Raw genomic sequence first — 22,010 nt, 5'->3', positions numbered from 1 at the left:
CCTGGTCACCGACCGGCCACGCCTCAGTAGCTCAGGGGATAGAGCACGGCTCTCCTAAAGCCGGTGTCGCAGGTTCGAATCCTGCCTGGGGCACACCACAGAAGACGAAAAAGGCCCAGGCCAGAGGGACAATCCCTCCGGCCCGGGCCTTCGTCGTTCTGGACCGCTAGTCGTCCTGTGCCACGTCCGTGCCAGATCCGTCCGGTGGGGCCTCCTTCTCCAGCTCCTTTTCGACCATCTCGCCCATGCGGTCGGCGATGGCGCGGTCACGGTCGCTGGTCATGTGCTGGTAGATCAACGCGGCCCGTGCGGTGCTGTGTCCCATGCGGGTCATGAGCTCCCGGGTGCTCGCTCCGCTCTGCGAGGCGAGGGTGTTCCCGGTGTGACGCAGATCATGGAAGTGCACGTCCGCCGAGATCTTCGCCTTCGCCTTCGCGGCGGTCCAGTCGTCCCGGAAGTTGCTCCGGCGCAGTCGGCCACCGCGCGGTCCGATGAACATGTGGCCGTTCGCGCCCTGCCCCGCGTAGTGCTCAAGGTGGTGCTGGAGGGCGTCCACGATCGAGGCGGGGAAGGCCACCGGGCGGAACCCGGCGCGGCTCTTCGGCGCCTTGTCGTAGAGCCTCCCGTTGTACAGCTCGGCCTGGTTCCGGCGCACCCGGAGCAGCCGGGCGTCCAGGTCGACGTCCCGCCGGCGAAGCGCGGCCAGCTCGCCGAACCGCAGCGTGGTGAACGCGGTGATCAGGACCAGGGCGCGCCACCGGGGCGTGATGGAATCAGCCGCGGCAAAGACCTCGGCCACCGAGAGGACTGGCCGCTCCGGGACGTCGTAGGTGTCCGCGCCCTTGATCCGGCACGGGTTGCGCTTGATCAGCTCGTCGTCGAGGGCCGTGTTCATGATGGCCCGCAGCATCTGGTACGCCTTGACGACGGTCGGTTCACCGACACCGGATTCCAGCAGCCGGGTTCGCCAGGTCCGTACCCGCTGTGGGGTGATCTGCACGATGAACCGCGGGCCGAGCGTGGGCATGATGTGCAGCCGGAGCGCGGTCTCGTACCGCTCCCGGGTGGTCTCCTCGAGCTTGCGCTCCTTGAGCCACTGGGTCGCGTACTTGCCGAAGTTCACGTTCCCGGCGTCCGGGTCGACCCACTTGTCGCGGCTGATATCGGCTTCGAGCTGGCTCAGCCTGACCTCGGCGTCGGTCTTGGTGGCGTACGTCTTCTCATCGGGCCGCAGCGCGCCCGTGAGCGGGTCGCGGTAGCGGACCTGCCAGCGGCCGGAGGGGAGCTGGCGTACGGCGCCGAAGCGGCGGCGGCTGTTCTTCTTGTTGGCCATCAGGCGGCGGTCCTGTTCGTGGCGGTGCGGCGGGCGTTGATGGGCTGCACGGTGTTGGCGGCGATGAGTTCGGCGACGGCAGAGGCGGGGATGCGGACGTGGCGTCCGACCTTGACGAAGGTGATCCGGCGTTCCTCGATCAGTCGGCGGGGGAAGCGTTCGCCGCTGGTCTCCCAGGTGCCGAGCAGCTTTGCGACCTGGGCGACGTTCAGCAGCTGCTCCGGCAGAGCCGGTGCGGGCGGCGTGCGGTGGTTGGCCAAGGCGTACTCCTCTGCGGGTTGGAGAACGGGCCCGGATTCAGGGGGCCGAAGGGGACATCGCGGGGCGTGTTTGTCCGAGGTGGGGATTTCTGCGTCATCGCGTCATCTGCGTCATTCAGGTCTGTGACCTGCTGTTTTGAGTGACGCAGTGGGCGGGGTCTGCGTCACCGGTGCGTCATCGGCCGCGTCATCGAGGTGACGCAGGTGACGCAGGATGACGCAGCGGCCGTCGTCTGCGTCACCCTCTTCGGCGCAGGTCAGGGGCCGTTTCCGAGGCCGTGTGACGCAGGTGACGCAGCGTCTTCCTACTTAGGAAAAGAAGGGGGCGGTGGTTGTAGTTAGGCGTGCCTCAGAGCGTGAAGAAGGAGCCGCTGCGCGGCACGACTTTGGGCGGCTTCGCCGAACAGCAAGAAGAGCACCCGTCCGGGACGGAGCCGGGTGCTCTTCTTGCTTGTCCGGAGCGGTCAGAGCAGCTGGGTCTGCTCGTGCTCGACGGGGGTCGCCGGTCGGGCCATTTCGAGGTAGCGGCGCTCCTTCGTACGGCCGGAGTCGATGAGGACACCCCGGGCCGCAAGGGTGGGCTGCAAGCGCTTGAGCCGGTCGGACAGCACCTTGCCAGTGGTCGGCCAGCCCTTGGGCACGGGACGCAACTCGTCGCCGCTGTAGAGGCGGCTGAGGCACTGCAGCCACTCCGTGGAGGACATGCGCTGGGCCTGGCCCGGGGCGATGGTCTCGGCGTGCTGGAGGACGGTCTGCGCCAACAGGTCGCCCTCGATCACGTCGTCGTTCAGGTCGTCCAGGCTGGCCCGGTAGGCGGCCAGCGATCCGAAGCCGGTTGCGGCGTCGAGCTGCGCGCACAGGTGCGCGAAGTCGGCCATACGCAGGTCGGTCGGGGTCTCGGCTTCGGCAGCCCGGACCTTCACCGCGAGGTCGAGCAGGGATCCGAGGACGACGGGCAGCACCTCGGCGTACTCCGCCCACAGTTCCGCCTCGGTGCGCCGGATGCTGGGCCGTTCCAGCCGCAGGGGCAGGAGGCGTTCGGCGAGGTCGGGGCGGATGACGCCGACGTCGATGCCGGTCAGCAGCAGCGGCCGGCGGTAGGCAGATCGGTGCACGTCCCCGTCGGTGAACAGGGCGCGCTTGACGGACTCGGCGCCGGTGACGATGCAGCACATGGCGTCGGACAGGTCCGGGCCCATGTGGCTCAAGTTGTCCAGGGCGGTGACCCACCCGGCCGCGACCGCCGCGATCAGGTCCTCCTCGCCTTTCGGGGCCCGGCGCAGGTCGCCGCTCATGCCCTCGATGATCCGCACCAGCATCCGGCCACCGGTGGACTTGCCCGCGCCCTGCGGGCCGGTGAGGAACGGGGCGGGCACGGGCACGGACGGCCCGAGGCAGCCGATCAGCCAGGCGATCGCGAGGCACTCGGTTGCCGCGTCGGCGAAGTTCGTCAGCCGGAGCAGGAGGTCGATGCCCTTGCCGTCGGTGTCCCGGGTGGGCAGCGGAAGCTCTCCGGTGAGCTGGGTGCGCTTCCAGCAGACCTCACGCGGGTCGGGGACGGTGATGTCCCAGCCGGTGGGGTGGATGCGCACGGACTGCCCGTCGGCTCGGCCGAGGTCGAGCCAGGTCGCTCCGTCGAAGCCGGGGGCGACGCGGATGTGGACGGGCTGGACGTCCTCGGTCAGTGCGAGTGCTTCGATCAAGTCCAACGCCTCCTTGATGGCGGTGCCGTTGAAGACGCCGCGCCCGTCCTTGAACAGGCCGGCCATGAGTTCCTGGCGGTGGCTGCCGGTGGTGCCCTGGGAGCGGATCGGCCGGGCCACGGGGTGGCCGGTGCGCTGGGCGTACACGGCGCCGTCGGCGGTGCGGAAGTACCGGAAGTGCTGGCGGGCGTAGTCGGCGACGACCTCACGCCCCGGGGTCTTCTCGTCCTCGGCCACGGCTACATCCCCAGCCGGGTCAGGGCGTTGGCCCAGGCGTCGGCGCAGTGCCGGGGCGATTCGCCCTTGGCCTGCGCGGCGGCGAACAGCCGCTCCGTGTGCGCCTGGGTCAGGCACCCGCAGCGGCCGTGGGTGGAGAGCACGGCGAGGAACGCCGAGAACACCGTGGCGTGCACCGCGCTGGCCGCCTCGGTGATGCGCTGCTCGGCCATGGCGATGCCCCGGGCGAGGTAGGCCGGGGTGCGGTGCGGGCACTTCCCGCCGCCGGCCGGTGCGGGCACGGCGCCGGCCGCCGGTCGGACGACCGCGGGCGTCTTCACGACCAGGCCGCGGACGACGTCCGGCAGGGCCGTCATGGTGCCGGCGCCGGGGCCGAGCCACCGGGCGTACTGCATGGACGACTTGATGTCCACGTCGGGCCGGACCGCGTTCCGCGAGGGCATGATGCCCTGGTAGATCCAGTGCTCTCCCCGAGTGGTGGGCACGGTCCGCGTGGCGGGCAGGGTCTCGCGCGCCCAGGCGATGGCCTCGGCGTTGTCGAGGTCGACGACGGTCCACCCGGCGCCGCCGGGGTGGTAGGCCACAGCCGCCGCCTCGCGCCACGCCCGCGCCCAGGCGGGGGAAGTGAGGACGTCGGGGTCGGTGGTGGCGGCGGCCCAGCCGTGGCACGGCTTCGGGCAGGCGCAGGGTCCGGGGGTCTTCATGTTCGGCCGGCCGCCGCAGGCGTTCTTCTCGCAGGCCGGGCAGTTGCCGAACGGCACCTTCCCGGCCCGCAGGGGCAGGGCGGGCACGCCGTCGGCGGCCAGGAAGAGCGCGGTGGACAGGTGCTCTCCCCGGATCGGGGGCAGATGGGTCATGCTGGATGCCTCCAGTTCTGTGCTGGATTGGCGGCGGCCCCGGTTCTTGGCGGAAGGGGGCCGCCGTTGTCGTTCGCCGCGTTCGCCTCGGCGCAGACCTTGTGTGAGGGTCTGCGGTGGTCGTCGCGCAGCGGGGTGGGGCGGCCGCACCAGCGGCAGGGGCGGTCGCCGGTGCGGTCGTAGTGGCGGACGTCGCGCCAGTCGAGGTGGCTGCCCACCGCAGGTCAGTAGGTTTCGGTGTTGGGCGGGGTCCAGCCGGGCCAGCGGCGGGCGGCCCAGCGCGGGACGACGAGCAGGCGGCTGCGGCGGTCGGGGTTCCAGCAGCCGCAGTTGACGTACTCGGCGTCGGGGTGTTCGCCGGTCTGGTCGTCGAAGCCGTCGATCCACCAGCCGTCGCCCCCGCACTGGGGGCACCGCCGGCGGGGGGTGTCGGTCAGCCAGACCTCAAGCCGGGGGCGGGTGTAGCAGGTCAGGCGCAGGGGCATGACGAGTCTCCCTTTCAGGCGGCCCGGGCGACGGCTGCGTCGCCGAGATGGGCGGCGGCTTGGTGCGGGAGCGGTCTGTCCGTCCCCCGCACCACCCGGGCCCACGCCGCCGGGGCGGCGGTGGTCCGGGTGGCACGGCGGTCGGCGCAGGCCGGTCAGATGCCGTCGGGGTCCTGGGCGAACTCGCAGGTGCCGTCGCAGTCGTAGTAGCCGCAGCCGCCGCACTCGGGGCAGTGCTCGTAGTCGATGGGGACGTAGTCCTGGGCCTCGTCGTCCCAGGCCTCGTCCTCGTAGCCGCCGCCGGTGCCGTGGCAGCCCTCGCACATCTCGGTGTGGCCGGGCTGCGGTCCGGCGGCCTGCTCCTCCTCGGCGCGGCGCTGTTCGTCGGCGAGGTCGAGGGCGATCTCGTATGCCTTCTCCTCCTCGCGGGTCGGGTGGTCGGTGCCGTCGTACGGGTCGAAGTCGTCGTACACGGGCGGGCCTTTCGGTCAGGCGGCCCGGCGCGCGGGGCCGGGGAACGGGAGGACGGCGGCGAGCCGGAGCGGGGCGTTGGTGGCGGGGGTGGGGATGTCCTCGCCGCCGTCGGGCGGGGCGGTGTCGGTGGCGGCGGTGCGGGCGGCGCGTTCGGCGGCGGAGGCGGCGAGGGCCTGCTGGACGGTGGCGCTGTCGGCGTGGGCGCCGCGCTGGGAGAGGACGACGGGGATGCTGAGGATCGCGCCGGGGGCCATGAGGACGGCGGCGGTGATGAGGTCGCTGGTGGTGCTCATCGGGTTCCTCCCTGGGCGGTGTGGGCGAGGACGTCGAGCAGGTCGGTGCCGAGTGCGGCGAGGCGGTGTTCGATGGCCTGCCAGGACTGGGGGTCGATGTGCATGAGGGCCGCGAGGGCGGTGGCGGGCTCGCGGTTGGCGGCGGCCTGGAGGGCCTCGCGCAGGTGGACGGCGGCGAGCGGGCGGATCGGGGCCGGGGTGGTCATCGGGGGCGCCGGATCAGTGGTGGAAGAGGCGGGCGACGGCGGCGAGGAAGGTGTTGACCGGGTCGGCGAGGCCAGTGCTGGCGGTGGTGAAGCCGGACAGCCAGACGATGACGGCGGCGCCGAGCGTGGTGCGGCGGGCCCGGATGAGGAGGATGGCGACGATGGCGAGCAGGATGGTGACGCTGATCGTGACGGCCATGGCGGGCGGTCCTTTCCGTGCATCACAGTGACGGACAGTCACAGGGGTGTGTGGGGCACACGCGGTGGCGGGCGTGTGGGCCCGGGCCCTGAAACGGGGCCTGGGGGCGGTGCCGTGTGGGGCGTGCTGTGTGGCCCATACGGGCCACACGGGCAGGTCAGGGGCCCACACGCGCCTGTGTGGGGCATACGGGCGCGTGTGGGACTGTGTGGCCCTTCGTGTGTGGCCCTGTGTGGGGCTGCCGGGTCACTGCCGGTAGCGCTTGATGGCGTCTTCGAGGGTGTGGGCGTAGAAGCCGGACTTGCTGCCGGCGTCGGTGCGGACGGTGCCGGCGCCGGGGCGTTCGACGCCGACGGCGCGCAGGAGGGCGTTGAGTTCGGCGCCGAGGGTCTGGGCGTCGGCGCCCAGCGCGGTGGCGAGGTCGGCGGTGGACATGCGGTCCGCGCCGTCGGCGGTGATGGCCGCGTGGGCGCGTACGAGCAGCCGCGGCGCGGGGTCGGCGGCGGGGGTGTCCTTGCGCAGGGAGGTGAGGTTGAGGCCCTGCGGGCGGGCGCTAGGGAAGGCGATGACCTCCGCCAGCTCGTCCCCGGCCTCGCGGCCGGCCGCTTCGGCGGTCCTGGGCTGGTCGCGCAGGGCCGAGAGGTTCAGTCCGCCGCCGGCCGGAGCGGGCGCCGGAGCGGCCTGGGCGCTCTCAACCAGAGCCGGGGCGGTGGTGGTGCCGGTGGGGGTGGTGCCCGCCCAGAGCCATCCGGCGCGCTCCGCATCCCAGCGGTGGGTGTACTCCAGGCCGGCGGCCTCGTCGGAGATCTTGTCGAGGCGGGGGCGGCGGTCGTTGGTGGCGAGGACGGCGTCGCGGACCATGCTGGGGCTGGTCTTCCAGCCCTTGAAGCCGGTGGGGGCGAAGCCGTCGGCGCCGGCGGAGCCGATGACGCCGCAGCCCTTGGCGCGGAGCTGGCGGGTGTCGACCTTGGCACTGGGGAACAGCTTGTTGACGTTGTTCCCGGACGACTCGCCGGAGGTCAGGGCGACGCCGACGGGGGAGAACTTGCGGATCGCGGTGTCGCCGAGCGCGGTCACGTTGCCGTCGACGGCGGTGAGGATGAAGCGGATTCCCATGGCGCGGGTGGTCCGCATGGCCTTCTTCACGCCCTCCTGGAGGGCCTTCATGGTCTGGTCGGTGAACGACGCCGTGCTCAGTAGCTCGGCGCCCTCGTCCACGACGACCATGATCTGGGGCAGCTTCGCGGAGACGGGCAGCAGCGTGGTGTTCTCGGCGTCCAGCAGGTCCTGGTAGCCCTGCTGGCGGGCCGCGTTGATCCGTAGCGCGGCCCGGACCATGCGGAGCGCCTCGCCCGGGGTGGAGGCCAGCCAGTCCACGCCCGGCCGGGTGCCGGCCGGGGGCGCGTCGGCTCCGGCCTTGGTGGCCTTGAGGCCGCGGGCCTCCAGCCAGGGGCGCATCCACGGGATGCCGGCGGCCCCGGCCTTGAGGTCGATCACCCAGGTGACGACGTCCACGCAGCGGGCGAACCCGGCGAGGACGACGTCCACGAAGGTGGACTTGCCGGACCCGGGCGGGCCGAGGATCAGCGCGCACGCCTCGCGCAGCAGCACCTGGGCCTGGTCGGAGTTGGGCAGCATGCCCCAGGGGATGCCGGTGAGGATCGACAGGGCCGAGTAGTCGTCCGGGTAGGGGTATTCGCCGGCCATGACGTTGACGGTGGCGATGTCGAGGACGACGCGGCCCTGCCGGTCGCCCTCCTCGACCCACACGGTGCAGCCGAGCGGCAGGCGGGCGTCGGTGGCCAGGGCGCGCGCGGCGGCGGCGATGCGGTCCCAGGTCGCGTTGCCGCCCGGGAGTTCGGCGGCGAGGGAGAACCCGGCGCCGGTCTTCCAGAACTCGACGGCGAACACGGCGACCTGGATGCCGGTGACGCGGTGGATCCGCTCGGCCCACTCGCGGGCGAGGGCCTCGCGCTCCCCGTTCATCTTCCGCACCGCGGTGCGGGCCTCGTCGCTCATGCGCTCCAGCTCGACGGCTTCCTCGCGGATCGCGGCGTTGGAGGCCATGGCGCCGATGCCGACGCCGAGCGCGGCGAGCGTTCCGGCGGCGGCCCAGGTGAGGGGGCCGGTGGTGATGGCCCAGGTGGTCCAGCCTCCGGCGAGCAGCCAGGACGCGGCCCGGCCGGCCATGGTGCGGCCGGTCAGGCGCCGCCGGACGCTGGCGCCGATGCCGTGGCCGAGCGCTCCGGCCACGCCGACGGCGAGCGGGATGCCGGGCGGCATGTGGGTGGCGGCGCCGAGCAGGGCCATGGCGCCGGCGCCGGTCGCGGCCGAGAGGGCGCCGGAGACCGGGCCGTGGGTGGCGGCCCAGTCCAGGGGCGGCACCCAGGTGGTCTTGGGGTTGGGGGTCTTGCGGGGCTTCGGCTTGGGGACGTTGGTCAGGTTCAGGGTGTGCTCGGGCGGCTGGTTCACGGCGACTCCAGGCAGCGGGAGGGGCGTTGGCGGGTGCTTGGGGATGGGACGGGCCGCCCCGCGCGAGGGTGGCGGGGCGGCCCGGTGGTGCTGCTTCTCCAGCTGGGGTTACTGGTTGTTGACGATGTCCCACTTCTCCTCGCCGTTGCGGGGGTTCTCGTGGCGGGAGATGTCCTCCTCGTGGGCGCCGCGGAAGGCCTTGCCGACCTCCTCGGCGGCGCTGACGGCGGTCATCAGCAGGGTGTAGACCTCGTTCAGGGCCTCGCCCACGACCTTGTCGAGGGGGAACTCCTCGTCGGAGCGCTCCGCCAGGACGCGGAAGGTGTTGGCAACGGACTCCAGGCCCTCCGGCATGGCCTCGAACGCGGCCAGGACGTGCATCATGCCGTCCGGGTCGTAGTTCATCGCCGAGCCGTACATCTCGGAGGCGACCTCGGAGAAGTCGAAGCCGGAACCGGTCTTGGACATGTCGCCTCCCGGGGCGCTCGGGCTGCTGCTGGTGTGTGCGGGCTGGTGGTGCTTGGGGGCGCGCGGCACGGTGTCGGCCACGGCCTGCTCGCCGGTGTCGTCGGTGTCGATGGCCTCGTCGATGGCCTGCTCGGCGTCGGCGAGGTCCTGACGGGTCGCGGTGTCGCGCTCGGCCCGCTGCTGGGCGGCCTTGCCGGCCAGGCGGCGGTAGAGGCGCCGGCCGGGGTGCATGAGCCAGTTCAAGCCGAGCTTGCGGCCGATCGGGGTGGTCACCATGCCGAGCAGGCCGACCGGCAGGGCCAGCAGCGCGGCGAGCAGTCGCCGGCCGTGGAAGCGGGCGGCGGATCGGCGGAGCCGGTTGCGGGCCTCGCGGCGCGCCGGGGCCTTGCGGGCCTCGCGGCGTGCGTCGGTCACCTTGCGCTCGGTGCTCTGGTCGGCGGCGGTGCGGGCCTTGCCCCGGGCCCTGTCCAGCGTGCGCCGGAGGGCGGCGGCGGGCTTGGCCGCCGCTCGCCGGAGGGGACTGTGCTGGGCGGCCTTGCGGTCGCGCTCGGCGGCCTTGGCGTCGCGGCGGGCATCGGCCACCTGGCGGCGGGCCTCGCTCTGCCCGCTCCGGCGCTCGGACCGGGTGGGCATCGACTTCCGGTCGGCGGCCCGGACCGCCTTCACCGCGCCGGCCCGCGCGGCCACGCGGTCCAGCGCCGCCTTGCCCGCGCCCGGCGACTTCCCCGGCGCCGACCCGCCGCCACCGCCCCGGCGGGCGCCGGAGCCGCGGGGACCGGACGGCACCGGCCCCACGCTGTTCCGTCCGGCCGTACCACCCGGCGATCGGAGCGACGTCGCCCCGGGATGGGCGGACGAACCGCCGCCGGCGGAACCGGTGGGGGACTGGCGCGGCACACCCACCCGGCCGTTCCCCGTCCGGCCAGCAGTCCCGGTCGGGGTGCGACCCCGCCCCGGGCCGCTGGCCGAGTTCGAACCGCGCTGCTGGGCAGGCGATTTGACGAGCGACAGGTGCGCGGCCCGCTGGCCGGAGGCGGTGCCCCGGGTGGTCCCGGCGGCGCGCTGGGCGGCCTTCGCGGCGGCCCGGCGGGCCACCCGGGTGGCGATCGCGCTGGTCGCGACCGTCCCGGCGGTGGCCGCGAGGGCGACCACCGGCCCGGAGATCAACGCGGCGGCCGACGCCAAGCCGACCACGCTGTTCGCCGTGGTCACCGCGAGCGGCACAGCCGGCAGACCACCCCGGGTGTGCCCAAGGCGCGGCTCCGCGTTCCGGCGGCCACCGCTGGGCGCGGGCGCCGGGGCGGCGGGCGGCTGGATCGGAGCGTCGACAGCCGCAGCGGCCTGCGCCGACGCAAGGGTGTCGGACATGATGAGACTCCTTCCTCACTGCGATGTGGTGCGGAAAGGGGCCCGGGACGACCGCCTCGGCCGGCAAGCTGCGCGGCCGTCCCGGGATTTGAGCGGTGAGCGGGTCAGACCAGGACGGCCTGCGGCCACGGGATCGCCCGGCACTCGGCGGCGTGGGCGTTGGCCTCGCCGCGGCTGGTGCCGAGCTGCTGGGCGATGTGGCTGTGCCGGCCGCAGCCCAGGCAGAACCAACTGGCCTTGGGGGCGCCGTACTGGTCCGTGCCGTCGGCGTACAGGGCGACCATGGCGGCGGAGAGGTTGAGGAACGCGGCGACGGTGCCGACCGGCAGGCCGGTGGCGGGGTCCTTGTGGATGATCTGCTCGGACATGGCGGGTGTCTCCCGGGTGTCGGTTCAGGCGAGTTGGTCGGTCAGGCCGCGAGGGCGGTGTGGTCGGCGCAGGTCAGGCAGGTGCCCAGGTGCGTGGGCAGGACGTAGCCGGCGTCCCGCTGGCAGGTGGGGCAGGTGCGGCGGGCCTGGTTGGCCTTGGCGAGGGCGGCGGCCTTCGCGGGGGTCATGGGTCGCACGGGCTTGGCCAGGGCAAGGCGGTAGAGGTAGGCGGGGCGGGTGCCGCCGTAGCGGGAGCGCCACATGATCTGGGCCGCCGGGTCCTGGCCGCCGGGGCGCAGGCCCTTGGCGCGGAGCTGGCGGCGGGTGAAGTACCCGGCCGGGGCCATGCGCCAGGGGTAGGTGGGCGTGCCGCCGTGGTGGTCGCCGGCCGGGTCCCAGTGGCGGGGGCGGCTCACCGCTCGGTGTCCGCGTCGGAGCGGTAGTAGCCGGTCACCTCGACGGGGACGCCGTGGCTGATGCCGTAGGCGGTCAGCCAGCGGCTGGTGCCGTACTCGCCGTCGTCGGTGGTGGCGGGGTCCAGGCCCAGGGCCTCGCGCCACTGCTCGAACGTGTCGAGACCGCGGTGCAGCGACAGCTTCACGCCCCACGCACCCCACGGGATGTCGGTGCCGGGCTGGAGGAACCGGTGCAGCGCCGGCGTGGGGGTGGGCAGGTCGGTGTGGGCGGCGAGGATGGCCAGCAGAGCGGCGGCGGCCGTGATCTGGTCGCTGGCGCTGGCGGTGGCCTCGGTGCTGGTGGTCACGATGCCTGCTCCTCTGCGGGGGCGGTGGTCTCTTCGTCGTTGCCGGGTACGGCGTGCAGGGCGGGGCGCTCGGTGGAGCGCAATTCCTGGTAGCGGCTGGCGACCCAGCCGGCGGACCAGCCGGTCAGGTCGACCGCTCGGCGCTGCGGGATGCGGGCCACGACGCAGTCCTGGACTTTCATCCGGGCCTGGTCCTCGGGCAGCCGCTCGTCCACGGCGGGGGCGGTGAGGAGTTTCTCCCGGAGCCGTTCGGCCTGCTGCTCGATGATCTGCTCACGCTCGCGCTCACGGCGCTCACGCTCGCTCACCTCGCGCTCACGGCGTTCACGGTCGCGCTGCTCGGCGTCCTGTCGGCGCTGCCGTTCGTCGCGGTCGGCGGCGTCCCGGCGGGCTTGCTCGTCCCGCTCTTGGCGGGCCATGCGCTCCTCGTGCTCACGCTGCTCGCGGGCCATCCGCTCGTCGTGCTCACGGCGCTCACGCTCGACCTTGTCGGCCCGCTCGTACTCGGCGATCCGGTCCGTGCGTTCCTGCTGCCGGCGCTCCTCCTGGCGGCGTTCGCGCTCGGCCCGCTCATCGCGCTCACGGGCCGCTCGTGCGGCCAGCGCGGCGGCGATCGCCCGCCTGTAGGCGAGGGAGGTCTCCGCCGTGACGATCAGCAGCAGCGGCGCCACCGAGTGGACTGCCACGCCGACCCGATCCCGGTCCAGGGCGGACTGACCCACGTTGAGCAGCACCGTCATGGCGCCGGTCATCCAGCGCAGCACGGCCGGCCACCGGCCGCCGTCGCCGTCGAGGCGGGCGAGCGTGCTGTCCATGCGGACCACGATCACCACCGCCGCGTCCACGACCAGCGGCAGGATCGGGGCCGTCCACCCCCAGTCCTTCGGGGTGTGGTGGGACATGAGCGGGGTCACCGTGAGCACGCTGTAGAGGACCGCGCCGAGCGTGATCGTCCACGTCCCCACGGCCAAGGCCTTCTCGGCCGAGCGGATCTGTTCCTGGCTCATCGGCACCCTCACCACGACCACCGCCCGGCGAACGGAGAGCGCATCGTGAGCGCGTCGTGAGCGGACGTGAGCGCCGTGAGCGCGGGTCCGGCGCTCACGCGGCCACTCGCCCGATGCTCGCCGTGCGGCGGATGGCCGCGGGGCGCCGCAGCGGCACCGGCGCCATGCTCAGCAGGCGCTCGGCGTAGGCGGCCAGCACCGGGTCCGCCCGGCGCAGGTCCGCCACGATGTCGGCCGCGGCGTCCGTCCGGGCCTCGCGCTCGACCTCGCTCTCGCCGGGCACCCCGGTGAACAGCCGGGTGAACTCCGAGTCCACGCCGAGCGCCAGCTCGGCGAACTCGTCGTCATCCAGAACCACCTGGTCTGCAACCATGTTCTTCACGGGTCTGCCTCTTCCTGATTGGTGGGTGGGCCCGGCGGGGACGGCTCCTCTTCCGGCCAAGGACACGGGAGCCGTCCACCGCGCAGGGCAGTAGCTGGATTGAGCTGGGGGTTAGTTGTGATGTCTCGGGACGTTGGTTACACGGCGTCCTCGAACGTGAGCTGCTGGGGGAAGATCTCCAACGGCGCGGGCGGCTGGCCGGGGGTGACTCGGTAGTCGCTGCCGGAGGTCCGGCTGATCGGCGACTGGCCACCGAGGGCGGAGTGCGGGCGTTGGTGGTTGTAGTAGTTGAGGAAGTCGGCGAGCGCCGCGCGGCGCTCGTACTCGGAGGTGTAGCTGCGGACGTACGCCCACTCGCGGGCGAGGGTGCCGTTGTAGCGCTCGACCTTTCCGTTCGTGCGCGGGGTGTACGGCCTGGTGCGTTTGTGCTTGGTGCCGGTGACGGCGAGCGCGTCGGTCCAGAGCTGGGAGCGGTAGCAGGACCCGTTGTCGGTGAGGACTCGATCGATCGGGTGGATGCCGTGTTCGGCGAAAAACGCCACCGCGCGGTGCCAGAAGGCAGCCGCGGTGGTGGCGCGCTCGTCCTCCAAGGCTTCGGTGTAGGCGAGTCGGGAGTGGTCGTCGAGCGCGGAGTGCAGGTAGGTGTAGCCGACCTTCCCGGTGCCGGGGCCAGTGCGCTTGGAGGCGCGGGCGCCGTCGGTGCCGATGCCGTGCATGCGCCAGCCGCCGCCGTCCGGGATGCGGCCGAGCTTCTTGATGTCGACGTGGATCAGGTCGCCGGGCTTGTCGTGCTCGTAACGGATGACCTGGCGAAGGTTCTCGCCGGTGGGCGGGTCGAGGTCGCGTAGGCGGTTGAGTCCGCGGCGGACAAGGACGCGGTGCACGGTGGCCGGGGCCACCGTGATCCCGTGCAGATTCTTCAGGTCTGCGGCCAGACGGGCCGGCCCGTGCTTGGTCTGCCGGCGGAGGGTTTCCACCAGGTCGGCGATGTTCTGTGCCATGCGGGTAGGGCTGGTGGTGGGCCGGGAGGAACGGTCCAGCAGACCGTCCTCGCCGGTGCTGCACCAGCGGGCGTACCACTTGGCCAGGCAGCGGCGGGAGATCCCGGCTTCCGCTGCGACGTGCGCGATCGGACGTCCGGAGTCCACGCGCTCACACAATCTGCGGCGCCCTTCGGGCGTCAGTGGGGCATTGCGGTGCCCCGTCACAGGGTCCTGGTGGTGCGATTCATTTGTTCTCCTGCCCGGTGCCGTCGGGTGGGGTGCCGTCCATGGTGAGCGGTCCCACTGACAGCGGCCGGGCAGGAGGAGGGTTCTACGCCGCGTCGGCCTCGGTGAAGCAGCCGCAGCCGCCCCAGTCGTCGAAGTCGAGGCGGGGCTGGTCTTCGTGGTCCTGTTCGGCGCGACGGCGGAGCTCGCCGAGCGTCAGGGGCTTGGTGGTGCCGCCGGTCCGGTCCCGCAGGATCGCCACGTCCCGGCCCAGTTTGGCGCGCATGCGCATCTCGTGGGCTTCGGCCTTGGCGTACCTGTCGGGGAAGACGTCCAGGAGCCGGAGCCACTGGGCCTGGCCGCCCTTGACGCAGGCGCCGCCGCAGTTGTTGTGCTCGAAGCCGAGCCGGTAGAGGCGGGGCCGGCGGATGCCGAGCGCCTCCAGTTCGACGAGGAGGTCGCGCTTGTCGGCGTAGGGCGGCCGGGTGAGCGGGGCCTCGACGCTCCAGGGGGCCCAGCCGTTGGTGATGGCGGGGAGGCGGTGGGTTTCGGTCCAGTCGATGCCGACGTAGAGCACGGTGTCGGCCGGGTCGGTGTTGGCGGCCAGCCAGGTGCGGCAGGGGTCCTGCTTGAGGGCGTGGGAGCACTGGGCGATGCGGGTGTTGCCGAGCCAGCTCTTGTCCTCGAAGACCTGCCAGGGGTCGCGCTGCTGCGGGTCGGTGACCGTGGTGAGCGGGATGCCGAGCTGGCTGCTGGCCTCGGTGTTGAAGCGGTGGAGGTCTGCGTCTTCGGCCTGGGTGTCGGCGAACAGCAGCGTCGTGCTGGCCGTGCCGTGCAGGGCGATGACGTGGCGGGCGGTGGCCCAGCTGGTGATGCCGCCGGACCACATGACTACGTGGTGGGACCTCATTCTGCGAGCTCCTCGGAGAGAAGGGGGCAGCTGGTCGTTGATCGAGGTCGCGGTACCAACCTCATGAGATGGCACAGTTAGTGCTCCGGGGCCAGCTCGCCGGTGCCGTAGCGGCGGGAGCCGTCGGCGCACCGGACGACGTGGCGCGGGCCGTTGCGGAACGGGCTCCAGCGCTCGACCGACTTGCGCTCGTCCTCGCCGACCAGGTCCAGCGCGCTCGCCGGCTGGGCGGCCAGCAGCTCGGCGACCAGGGCCTCGACGCGGCCATTGCGGGTCTGGTCGACCACGCGGTCGCTCGTGCTCCGGGTGGAGACCCGGGCGAACTCCCGCGCCGTGTCGTCCAGGTGCTTCATGTCCGGCCCGGAGTGCCGCTTCTCGGCGGGCGCCTCGACCGGCTCGGCACTGGCGGACGCCTGACACGGGCTGCAGACGGTGCCGCGGTTCGCCCGGTTCAGCCGCGTCCCGCACTCCGCGCACTTGGCGGGCTCCGCCTCGGCAGCGGGCTGAGCAGCCGCGGACTCGGCCAGGGCCTCCGCGCCGGCCGCCAGGATCGTCCGCCAGTCCCGCGTCCCGATCTCACCGGTCCACCGCGGCGCCCGCCGCCCGGTCAACCGGCCAAGGCGGCAGGCCGCGGCGCGCCGGCGGCGCTCGTCACCCTGGGCCTCCGCCACCCACTTACCGGCCGAGACCCGGTGGGAGCCGCTGGTCAGTGACGCCACACGGCGGGCGTAGGAGCGACCGGTCACGGTCGGAGCGGTGGTGGTGCGGAGCGTAGCGAGCATGGCGAAGCCTCCTGAGTCGTCAGGTGGAGTGCAGGTGGGATCAGCACGCTGACGTGCTGGAATAGGGCGGCCCGAGAGCTTTGTTCTCTCTGCCGCACAGTTCAACTGTGAGGCAGAGAGGGCAGAGTTGGCAAGTCCATCGGCCGAGCGACATGCGGAAGCATTGGTTCCGGCCGGTGGGTGCGGCACTATGAGGCAGAGACGCAGAGGGATGTGGAGAGTTGATGGTCGAGTGGACCGGAGAGAAGTCCGCCTATCGGCAGGTGGCGGACGACCTTTGCGCGCGAATCGCTGCCGGCGAGTTCGCCACCAGCGGGCGGATCCCGTCGCTGGCGGCGATCCGAACGGAGTACGAGGTGACGCAGACCGTCGCGCGGGCGGCTGTGACGCACCTGAAAGAGGCAGGGCTGGTGGTGAGCCACCAGGGCAAGGCGGCGTTCCTGGCGCCGGATGCCGCGACCAGGGCCGGCGTGATGGCCGGGGATGCCGAGGGGCTGCGGCGGGAACTGGCGGAGGTTCGAGAGGAGCTCCGCGCGCTGGTTGCCCGAGTAGTGGAGCTTGAGGCCAAGTGATGGCCGGGCGGGGGGATCAGGGGATCGCGGGTTCGCCGCGGTCCCCTCTCTGCATATCGGGGCGGTTGGCTCGGCATTGCTACCTCCTCGGTGGTGCGAACTGAGATCAGTTCACACCTGCCGCCAGGAGATCGGTATCACGGAGCCTTACCGGTATTCGGCTACACGCCTTTACACGAGTACTATCACGACTTCTATCACGATTTTCAGGTGACTCAACGAGCCGCTACACTCGCGGCACGAGCAGTTTCCTAGGAGGGGAATATGGCTCGGCAGCGCCCAGATTGGAATCCGACAGTTCTTAAAGAGGTCAGGGAGTCCCACACCCTGACTCTTGAGGAAGTCGGTGAGAAGTTGCGGGAAATCGGCGAGCGGCACAAGTTCAGCCTTGCGGCCAACTTTCAGACGGTCTGGTCGCACGAGAAGGGGACGGCGTTCCCAAGCCCCGACTATCGCCGGGCCTACTGCATCCTCTACCGCCTGAATGAGGCGGAACTGGGCTTTCGCCGAGCTCTCCCCGGAGAGGTCGCTACGGTGCCCAGCCAGCGTTCAGCAGAGTCCGTCCCCGACTTGGCCGAGACCATTCGTGAGGCCCTTGGTAGCTTGCGCGAGGGCGCGGACGGGGTCGATGCCGAGGCGTTCCGCAGCCGTATCGTGGACGAGTGGAAGCGCCGGGCGGGTGGCGATGATGCCGGGCCGGTCGTCCTTCTGGTTGGCGGATATGCCGGTTCCGGAAAGTCGGAGTATGCCAAATTCATCGGCCGCCTCACTGGATGGCCAATTCTCGACAAGGATTCGCTGACCCGGCCGCTGGTTGATCAGCTCCTGCTGGCTCTCGGCGGCGAGGCAAACGATCGGAGTTCCGACCTCTATCGCGAGAAGGTGAGGCCGCTCGAATATCGCTGCCTCATGGAGGCCGCATGGGACAACCTGAATTGTGGGACTTCCGTAATTCTTGACGCGCCGTTCCTCGCGGAGTTCTCGCAAGCGGACTGGATGCAGCGCTTCTACAACCGGTGCAAGGCGAAGCGGGTCGCCGTGGCGGCGATATGGGTCGAATGTGACCCCGAGTCGATGAGGGAGTACATCGAGTTCCGGGGTGCGGCGCGGGACATGTGGAAGATGGAGGCATGGGAGGACTACCTGGCCACGGTCGATCTGAAGCTCAGGCCGGCCGGTCCCCACTTCGTCGTGGACAACCGCCTCGGCGCGGCCGTCGCTGCTGCCGACCAGGCCCGCGACGCGCTGAGCGGGGGCGGGCTGTGACCGCCCGAGGCCTCATCCTCTACGGGCCGCCGGCAGCCGGTAAGGACACTGTGACGAAGGCCCTCCAGAGAGCTGGGAAGTACCGGCTGTTCTCCAGACTCAAGGTCGGATCCGGGAAGTCTGAGGGGTACCGGATGGGAACGCCCGAGCAGCTGGCCGAACTTGAGTCGGCGGGCGACGTCATCTACCAGAACAGCCGGTACGGCAACACCTACGTCATCGACCGTCCCGGCATGGACCGCGCGTTCGAGGACGGGACCCCGATCGTGCACTTGGGCCAGGTCGAAGGCATCGAGGCCTTGGTGACCAGCTACCCGGCGGACTGGTCGGTGGTGCTGCTCTGGTGCGGGCGCGAGGTGACCGCGGCTCGCTCGGCTGGCCGAGGGGACAAGGACATCGAAGCCCGGCTTATTGCCTGGGACGCTACCCAGGCTGACGTCGAAGCGCACCCCGGCCAGGTATGGGATCTCTCGGTGGACACGAGCGTTGTCGATCCGGCGGAGGCTGCCGGGCTCATCGACGCGCTTCTCGGTGGTGGCTGGCGCCCGTGGAGCCGCGCCCCTATGGACTAGTGAGACGGTCGAGGGCCTCGTCGGGCGTAAGTCCGGCGAGGTCCTTGCTGTCCGCCCAGCGACCCAGCGTCCGGGCGACCGCCCGCAGCACCTCCTCCGGCAAGCCGGCGGCAGACAGCATGTCGGCGGCCTCATCCATCTCGGGGCCCCAACGCCAGGCCCGAGCCGCGGTCTTGGGAATGTATTCGGTCTCCACCAGGTAGCTGCCCTCCCGCTTGCTGGCGACGTCAAGCAGCGCATCGTCCACGCCGTGAGCACGTGCCGCACCGAAGGCAACCGCCGCGAGCACGCGGGACGCCTTCTGGTACGAGCTGTACGCCAGTTTCAGAGCTGATGCCTGACCGATCTCCGTCCCTAGAACGGGAGTTGACACCACGCCTCCGGAGAACAGCCCTTCCACCAACGAGACGGCGTCGGACGGACCGGAGAGGTACAACCGGGTCTGCTTCCCGTTGATGGGCGGGGATCCGATGACCGCGCCATCAACCACAGCTTGGGCGGACTTGCCTAGCAGCTCGGCGATGCGATCCATCCGTTCAGGGCTGATGGCATTGGCCTCCACGTAGACGCCGACGTACCGACGCTCGGCGATGGAATGCGCTACCTGCTCGGCAGCGGCTGGCGGGCAGAGGCTCAAGATGACGTGTGCCTGCTCCACCAACTCGTCCAGGCTGCTGACGGGCTCCAGCTCGGCCCGCTCAGCCCGGGCCGCGGTGGCCGCACTGCGGCCGGTCGGGCACCAAAGCACCCGTGCGGCGTTCGGCCGTGCGCAAGCGGCCACCGCAGCGCCCATGCTTCCGGGGTGGACGATGCCGACGATCGGCTTGATGGTCATCGTGGATTCTCCGGGAGTCCGAGCAGGAAGTCCGCCGCATCGGCGACGGTGGGTGCGATGTGGTCGGGGGTGAGTCCGGGCGTGGCCCAGGCGGCGCCGGCCGAGACCCAGACCGTTCGCAGCCCGGCGGCACTGGCCCCGCCGATGTCCGTCACCGGGTTGTCCCCGACCATCCACGCGGCGGAATGAGGTTCGAAGCCGCAGCGCGAGGCGGCCGTCCGGAACGCCTTGGGATCTGGCTTACGGGCTCCGGCTTCCTCGGAGATGCACACCGCATCCACGTGGTCCAGGATGCCTGCCGCAGTGAGCTTGGCCCGCTGAATGTCCGTCGCGCCGTTGGTCAACACGCCCACCGTCCACCCGACGGCCCGGAGCAGGTCGAGGCGGAGCAGGGTCCCCGGGGTGCAAGTGACCTTCGCGGCCAGCCCGACTACGTAGGCGTCCCACAGCTCTGCCGCGGACTCAGCTAGACCGAGGGCTGTGCGCAGTGCCTCGAAGGTCTCCGGCAGTGCCCGGTCCCGTAGCGCATCGGTCAACGTCTGCGCGGCCGCTGGTGCCAAGTGCCGGCCGGCACTGAAATCCGCAGCCCACGCCGTCACCGCATCACGCCGGTTGATCAGCGTGTCATCGAGGTCCATGAGAACGAGCCTGCCCATGGCGGCGACCCTACCGACGGTGGGGCAGGCGCGCGACGCCGCGCACCTGTCTATCCCGTGCCACAGTCGTGCCAGGACGGGCGGGGAACCACGGGGAATCACGGACGGCGGCGGTGAGAACTCGGGGTGGAGCCCCAGCACCGCTTCGGCGCAGGTCAGGGCACGTAGGCGACAACTGTGCGGCGCGCAGCTGGTGGCTGCGCGAGAGGTGGTACATGCCCTCGACGGTGTAGCCGGCGTCCAGCCAGCCCTGCCACAGCGCGTCGCGGTCCGCCTCCTGCCCGGCGAAGTGCTCCAGGGCGCGCGGCCGCGGCTCGGTCGGGGCCACCGGCGCCGGCACCCCGGCGGTCGGCACCGGCTCGGCCCGCAGCTCGACCCGCCGCCCGCTCAGGTAGAGCACCGGAACGCCCTTGCGGACACAGAGGTTGAGCGCCTGCGCGGCCTGGTCGACGACCGCCTCGGCCTTGTCGTTGAGCGAGGTGTTGCACAGGATCGGCACCCCGGTCGCGGCCCGGAAGGCGTCCAGCGCCCGATGCAGCCGCGGGTTGGACGCCGCGGTGACGGTCTGGTGCCGGGCCGAGCCGTCCAGGTGGACGATCGCGGGCACCAGCTCCCGCACCTGCGGCCGGACCTGCACGGCCTCCAGCATGTACGGCGACTCGCGGTCGGAGGCGAACCAGTCGCCCGCGTGCTCGGCCATCACCATCGGCGCGACCGGCCGCCACCACTGGCGCCGCTTGACCTCGTTCAGCAGGTCCTTGACCTTCGGCGACCGCGGGTCGCCGAGCAGGCTGCGGTGGCCCAGCGCGCGCGGACCGAGCTCGGCCCGGCCGTCCACCCAGGCGACCACGCCGTCCGAGACGTCGGCGACGAAGCGCTCGTCCTCGAAGTCCGTCACCGAGACGATCCACGGCGCGAACTCGGCCAGCGCCTCCTCGGTGTCCAGGACGTCCCGGCCGTAGTACGGGGAGGTGATCCGCAGCCCGGCGCCGTCGAGGGCGCCGGCCCCGTACAGGCCGAGCAGGCCCAGGCCGATGCCCTGGCCGGAGTCGTTGGCGCACGGCGGGGTGACCAGGCCGCGGAAGCCGAAGCGGTCCATCAGCAGGGTGTTGGTGGGGCAGTTGAGCGCGTAGCCGCCGGTGGTGGCCAGGTGGGTGTCCTCGGCGCGGATGCCGCCGACCTCCAGCAGCCGCTCCACGTTGCGGATCGCGACGCCCTCGCAGCAGCGCTGGATCACCTTCATCACGGCGCTGCGCAGGTGGTCCTCACGGCTGAGCGAGTCGTCCAGCTCCGCGTCGGCGAGCTGCTCCTCGGCCGCGTCCACCACCGAGCGCACCAGGTCGTGGGCGGCCTTCCAGGGCTGGGTCGCCGAGCCGCCGAAGAAGGTGACGCCGGCGATCGCGGCCTCGGCGTCGAACTCGATCGCGGCCGTCGAGGCGGAGGCGAGCGCCATCAGCGAGCCCGGCTCCAGCCCGAACACCGTCTCGGCCGCGGTGTACAGCGGCCCGGGGGACTCCACCGGCTCGAAGGTGATCCGGCCCTGCTTCACCACGCAGCCCGCGTACCAGTACGGGTTGGGGCGGCTCTCCTGGGCGTAGTCGGGCAGCGCGTCGATCGCCAGGCCGACGATCTGCCCCTCGCGGAACAGCGGGACGTCCCGCAGCACGCCGCTGAACAGGTGCGCCAGGCTGTGCAGCGGGAAGTCCTCCGCCCCGGCCGGCTTCGGCACCGGCTGCGCCTTGGGCAGGCCGGGCGTGCCCCAGGTGGCGGTGACGTCGTCGAGGGTCAGCCCCTCCTCGGCGAGCAGCGCCGACAGGAAGGCCGCCGAGCGGCCCTCGGTGTACAGCGGCCAGAAATGGTGCTTCTGCCCGCTGACCCGCTCCAGTTCCCAGACCCGGACGAGTTCGACGTCCGCCCCGTCCCGGCGCCACAGCGCGACGTTCTGGTCGTGCCGGACCGAGAAGACCGCACCCGGCCCCGGCGGCGTGAGATAGGCGGAAAGGAAATGCTCGGCCACGGTTACCTCTTTTTCCTCGGTCTGCCAGGTTCTGTCAGGACGAGGTATTTCCGGCCCGTGCGCGAAGGGATGCCCCGGGATTTCCGGTACCCCGCCCGGGCCGGCCGCCTGCCCCCGGCACCAGCGACTACCCGGTCATTCGACCACGCGTGCGCAGGGCCGGTACATACTGAAATCCCCGTTTACGCACGGCCCCGCGCCCGGGCGTACGCATGCGCAGCGGGGGCCCGGCGGACTCCCGGCGCAACGGCCCGGGCCCCGGGCCCGGGGTCCGCCCCAGCCCCGGGCGCGGGCGCCAGAGGGCGCGGCGGACGGAG

The 22,010-nt window shown here is 71.9% G+C and carries 26 protein-coding genes and 1 tRNA gene; 4 read left to right on the top strand and 23 right to left on the bottom strand.

The genetic code is table 11. The annotated features are described in order from the left end of the window. Positions 1-20 precede the first annotated feature (20 nt). Positions 21-93 (top strand) — tRNA-Arg (locus ACFY2K_RS42415). A 73-nt stretch (positions 94-166) separates the two neighbouring features. Here ACFY2K_RS42415 and ACFY2K_RS42410 read toward each other — a convergent pair. The 20 genes from ACFY2K_RS42410 to ACFY2K_RS42315 form a co-directional block, all read right to left on the bottom strand. Beyond that, positions 167-1,333, bottom strand: coding sequence for a tyrosine-type recombinase/integrase (locus ACFY2K_RS42410; RefSeq protein ID WP_387718253.1), 1,167 nt, complete (start codon positions 1,331-1,333; stop codon positions 167-169). Next, entirely contained in the window at positions 1,333-1,560 is a 228-nt protein-coding gene (locus tag ACFY2K_RS42405; protein ID WP_387718256.1) for an excisionase family DNA-binding protein, read from the bottom strand. The genes ACFY2K_RS42410 and ACFY2K_RS42405 overlap by 1 nt, the downstream gene beginning before the upstream one ends. A gap of 497 nt (positions 1,561-2,057) precedes the next feature. Beyond that, complete coding sequence (locus ACFY2K_RS42400) at positions 2,058-3,533, bottom strand: ATP-binding protein (protein ID WP_387718251.1); 1,476 nt, start codon at positions 3,531-3,533, stop codon at positions 2,058-2,060. 2 nt (positions 3,534-3,535) lie between these two features. Next, entirely contained in the window at positions 3,536-4,390 is an 855-nt protein-coding gene (locus ACFY2K_RS42395; RefSeq protein ID WP_387718248.1) for a DNA primase, read from the bottom strand. Beyond that, the gene (locus ACFY2K_RS42390; protein WP_387718245.1) at positions 4,387-4,608 is read right to left on the bottom strand and encodes a hypothetical protein; all 222 of its coding nucleotides are present in this window, start codon (positions 4,606-4,608) and stop codon (positions 4,387-4,389) included. The genes ACFY2K_RS42395 and ACFY2K_RS42390 overlap by 4 nt, the downstream gene beginning before the upstream one ends. A 6-nt stretch (positions 4,609-4,614) precedes the next feature. Then, positions 4,615-4,875, bottom strand: a complete 261-nt coding sequence (locus tag ACFY2K_RS42385) for a hypothetical protein (RefSeq protein WP_387718243.1) — start codon at positions 4,873-4,875, stop codon at positions 4,615-4,617. A 155-nt stretch (positions 4,876-5,030) separates the two neighbouring features. Continuing rightward, positions 5,031-5,348, bottom strand: coding sequence for a hypothetical protein (locus ACFY2K_RS42380; protein WP_387718240.1), 318 nt, complete (start codon positions 5,346-5,348; stop codon positions 5,031-5,033). 15 nt (positions 5,349-5,363) lie between these two features. Beyond that, positions 5,364-5,642 carry a hypothetical protein gene (locus ACFY2K_RS42375; RefSeq protein WP_387718237.1) on the bottom strand — a complete coding sequence of 93 codons (279 nt, stop codon included), beginning with the start codon at positions 5,640-5,642 and terminating at the stop codon, positions 5,364-5,366. Then, a complete protein-coding gene (locus ACFY2K_RS42370; RefSeq protein WP_387718234.1) occupies positions 5,639-5,848 on the bottom strand; it encodes a hypothetical protein in 210 nt (69 codons plus the stop codon). Before ACFY2K_RS42370 ends, ACFY2K_RS42375 begins: the two co-directional genes overlap by 4 nt. A 13-nt stretch (positions 5,849-5,861) precedes the next feature. Then, the gene (locus tag ACFY2K_RS42365) at positions 5,862-6,047 is read right to left on the bottom strand and encodes a hypothetical protein (protein WP_387718231.1); all 186 of its coding nucleotides are present in this window, start codon (positions 6,045-6,047) and stop codon (positions 5,862-5,864) included. Positions 6,048-6,293: 246 nt separating this feature from the next. Beyond that, positions 6,294-8,519: a hypothetical protein gene (locus ACFY2K_RS42360; protein WP_387718228.1), complete on the bottom strand. Its 2,226-nt coding sequence runs from the start codon at positions 8,517-8,519 to the stop codon at positions 6,294-6,296. 108 nt (positions 8,520-8,627) lie between these two features. Then, on the bottom strand, positions 8,628-10,355 hold the full coding sequence (locus ACFY2K_RS42355) for a hypothetical protein (RefSeq protein WP_387718225.1): 1,728 nt from the start codon (positions 10,353-10,355) through the stop codon (positions 8,628-8,630). Between the two features lie 104 nt (positions 10,356-10,459). Further along, entirely contained in the window at positions 10,460-10,723 is a 264-nt protein-coding gene (locus ACFY2K_RS42350; protein ID WP_387718222.1) for a hypothetical protein, read from the bottom strand. 41 nt (positions 10,724-10,764) lie between these two features. After that, on the bottom strand, positions 10,765-11,139 hold the full coding sequence (locus ACFY2K_RS42345; protein ID WP_387718219.1) for an RRQRL motif-containing zinc-binding protein: 375 nt from the start codon (positions 11,137-11,139) through the stop codon (positions 10,765-10,767). Continuing rightward, entirely contained in the window at positions 11,136-11,486 is a 351-nt protein-coding gene (locus ACFY2K_RS42340) for a hypothetical protein (RefSeq protein WP_387718216.1), read from the bottom strand. Before ACFY2K_RS42340 ends, ACFY2K_RS42345 begins: the two co-directional genes overlap by 4 nt. Then, complete coding sequence (locus tag ACFY2K_RS42335; RefSeq protein ID WP_387718213.1) at positions 11,483-12,493, bottom strand: DUF2637 domain-containing protein; 1,011 nt, start codon at positions 12,491-12,493, stop codon at positions 11,483-11,485. The genes ACFY2K_RS42340 and ACFY2K_RS42335 overlap by 4 nt, the downstream gene beginning before the upstream one ends. Positions 12,494-12,587: 94 nt before the next feature. Continuing rightward, the gene (locus tag ACFY2K_RS42330) at positions 12,588-12,851 is read right to left on the bottom strand and encodes a hypothetical protein (protein ID WP_387718210.1); all 264 of its coding nucleotides are present in this window, start codon (positions 12,849-12,851) and stop codon (positions 12,588-12,590) included. Between the two features lie 161 nt (positions 12,852-13,012). Next, entirely contained in the window at positions 13,013-14,083 is a 1,071-nt protein-coding gene (locus ACFY2K_RS42325; RefSeq protein ID WP_387718207.1) for an IS481 family transposase, read from the bottom strand. A gap of 106 nt (positions 14,084-14,189) precedes the next feature. Further along, positions 14,190-14,993, bottom strand: coding sequence for a hypothetical protein (locus ACFY2K_RS42320; protein ID WP_387718204.1), 804 nt, complete (start codon positions 14,991-14,993; stop codon positions 14,190-14,192). A gap of 77 nt (positions 14,994-15,070) precedes the next feature. Further along, on the bottom strand, positions 15,071-15,775 hold the full coding sequence (locus ACFY2K_RS42315; protein WP_387718201.1) for a hypothetical protein: 705 nt from the start codon (positions 15,773-15,775) through the stop codon (positions 15,071-15,073). 224 nt (positions 15,776-15,999) lie between these two features. Here ACFY2K_RS42315 and ACFY2K_RS42310 point away from each other — a divergent pair, with 224 nt between their 5' ends. The 3 genes from ACFY2K_RS42310 (at position 16,000) to ACFY2K_RS42300 (ending at position 18,185) form a co-directional block, all read left to right on the top strand. Further along, a complete protein-coding gene (locus ACFY2K_RS42310; protein ID WP_387718198.1) occupies positions 16,000-16,347 on the top strand; it encodes a GntR family transcriptional regulator in 348 nt (115 codons plus the stop codon). Between the two features lie 264 nt (positions 16,348-16,611). Further along, positions 16,612-17,613: an AAA family ATPase gene (locus tag ACFY2K_RS42305; protein ID WP_387718196.1), complete on the top strand. Its 1,002-nt coding sequence runs from the start codon at positions 16,612-16,614 to the stop codon at positions 17,611-17,613. 134 nt (positions 17,614-17,747) lie between these two features. Beyond that, a complete protein-coding gene (locus ACFY2K_RS42300; RefSeq protein WP_387718195.1) occupies positions 17,748-18,185 on the top strand; it encodes a guanylate kinase in 438 nt (145 codons plus the stop codon). Here ACFY2K_RS42300 and ACFY2K_RS42295 read toward each other — a convergent pair. Genes ACFY2K_RS42295 through ACFY2K_RS42285 form a run of 3 tightly spaced genes read right to left on the bottom strand, consistent with a single transcriptional unit; the run spans position 18,175 to position 21,693 of the window. Next, positions 18,175-19,020, bottom strand: a complete 846-nt coding sequence (locus ACFY2K_RS42295; protein WP_387718192.1) for a DUF1932 domain-containing protein — start codon at positions 19,018-19,020, stop codon at positions 18,175-18,177. The two genes, ACFY2K_RS42300 and ACFY2K_RS42295, sit on opposite strands and share 11 nt — an antisense overlap. Then, positions 19,017-19,658 carry an HAD family hydrolase gene (locus ACFY2K_RS42290; protein WP_387718189.1) on the bottom strand — a complete coding sequence of 214 codons (642 nt, stop codon included), beginning with the start codon at positions 19,656-19,658 and terminating at the stop codon, positions 19,017-19,019. Before ACFY2K_RS42290 ends, ACFY2K_RS42295 begins: the two co-directional genes overlap by 4 nt. 28 nt (positions 19,659-19,686) lie before the next feature. Further along, the gene (locus ACFY2K_RS42285) at positions 19,687-21,693 is read right to left on the bottom strand and encodes a carbamoyltransferase C-terminal domain-containing protein (protein ID WP_387718186.1); all 2,007 of its coding nucleotides are present in this window, start codon (positions 21,691-21,693) and stop codon (positions 19,687-19,689) included. Positions 21,694-22,010 lie beyond the last annotated feature (317 nt).

This window comes from Kitasatospora sp. NPDC001309 (assembly GCF_042896295.1).
Lineage (GTDB): Bacteria > Actinomycetota > Actinomycetes > Streptomycetales > Streptomycetaceae > Kitasatospora.
Note: the sequence above shows the minus strand (reverse complement) of the source record. Positions and strands in the feature narration are given on the sequence as shown.

Coding starts and splice junctions, on each gene's coding strand:
- ACFY2K_RS42410 (WP_387718253.1), bottom strand. CDS start 1,333: ATGGCCAACAAGAAGAACAGCCGCCGCCGCTTCGGCGCCGTACGCCAG.
- ACFY2K_RS42395 (WP_387718248.1), bottom strand. CDS start 4,390: ATGACCCATCTGCCCCCGATCCGGGGAGAGCACCTGTCCACCGCGCTC.
- ACFY2K_RS42385 (WP_387718243.1), bottom strand. CDS start 4,875: ATGCCCCTGCGCCTGACCTGCTACACCCGCCCCCGGCTTGAGGTCTGG.
- ACFY2K_RS42375 (WP_387718237.1), bottom strand. CDS start 5,642: ATGAGCACCACCAGCGACCTCATCACCGCCGCCGTCCTCATGGCCCCC.
- ACFY2K_RS42370 (WP_387718234.1), bottom strand. CDS start 5,848: ATGACCACCCCGGCCCCGATCCGCCCGCTCGCCGCCGTCCACCTGCGC.
- ACFY2K_RS42365 (WP_387718231.1), bottom strand. CDS start 6,047: ATGGCCGTCACGATCAGCGTCACCATCCTGCTCGCCATCGTCGCCATC.
- ACFY2K_RS42355 (WP_387718225.1), bottom strand. CDS start 10,355: ATGTCCGACACCCTTGCGTCGGCGCAGGCCGCTGCGGCTGTCGACGCT.
- ACFY2K_RS42350 (WP_387718222.1), bottom strand. CDS start 10,723: ATGTCCGAGCAGATCATCCACAAGGACCCCGCCACCGGCCTGCCGGTC.
- ACFY2K_RS42335 (WP_387718213.1), bottom strand. CDS start 12,493: ATGAGCCAGGAACAGATCCGCTCGGCCGAGAAGGCCTTGGCCGTGGGG.
- ACFY2K_RS42320 (WP_387718204.1), bottom strand. CDS start 14,993: ATGAGGTCCCACCACGTAGTCATGTGGTCCGGCGGCATCACCAGCTGG.
- ACFY2K_RS42315 (WP_387718201.1), bottom strand. CDS start 15,775: ATGCTCGCTACGCTCCGCACCACCACCGCTCCGACCGTGACCGGTCGC.
- ACFY2K_RS42310 (WP_387718198.1), top strand. CDS start 16,000: ATGGTCGAGTGGACCGGAGAGAAGTCCGCCTATCGGCAGGTGGCGGAC.
- ACFY2K_RS42305 (WP_387718196.1), top strand. CDS start 16,612: ATGGCTCGGCAGCGCCCAGATTGGAATCCGACAGTTCTTAAAGAGGTC.
- ACFY2K_RS42300 (WP_387718195.1), top strand. CDS start 17,748: ATGGGAACGCCCGAGCAGCTGGCCGAACTTGAGTCGGCGGGCGACGTC.
- ACFY2K_RS42295 (WP_387718192.1), bottom strand. CDS start 19,020: ATGACCATCAAGCCGATCGTCGGCATCGTCCACCCCGGAAGCATGGGC.
- ACFY2K_RS42290 (WP_387718189.1), bottom strand. CDS start 19,658: ATGGACCTCGATGACACGCTGATCAACCGGCGTGATGCGGTGACGGCG.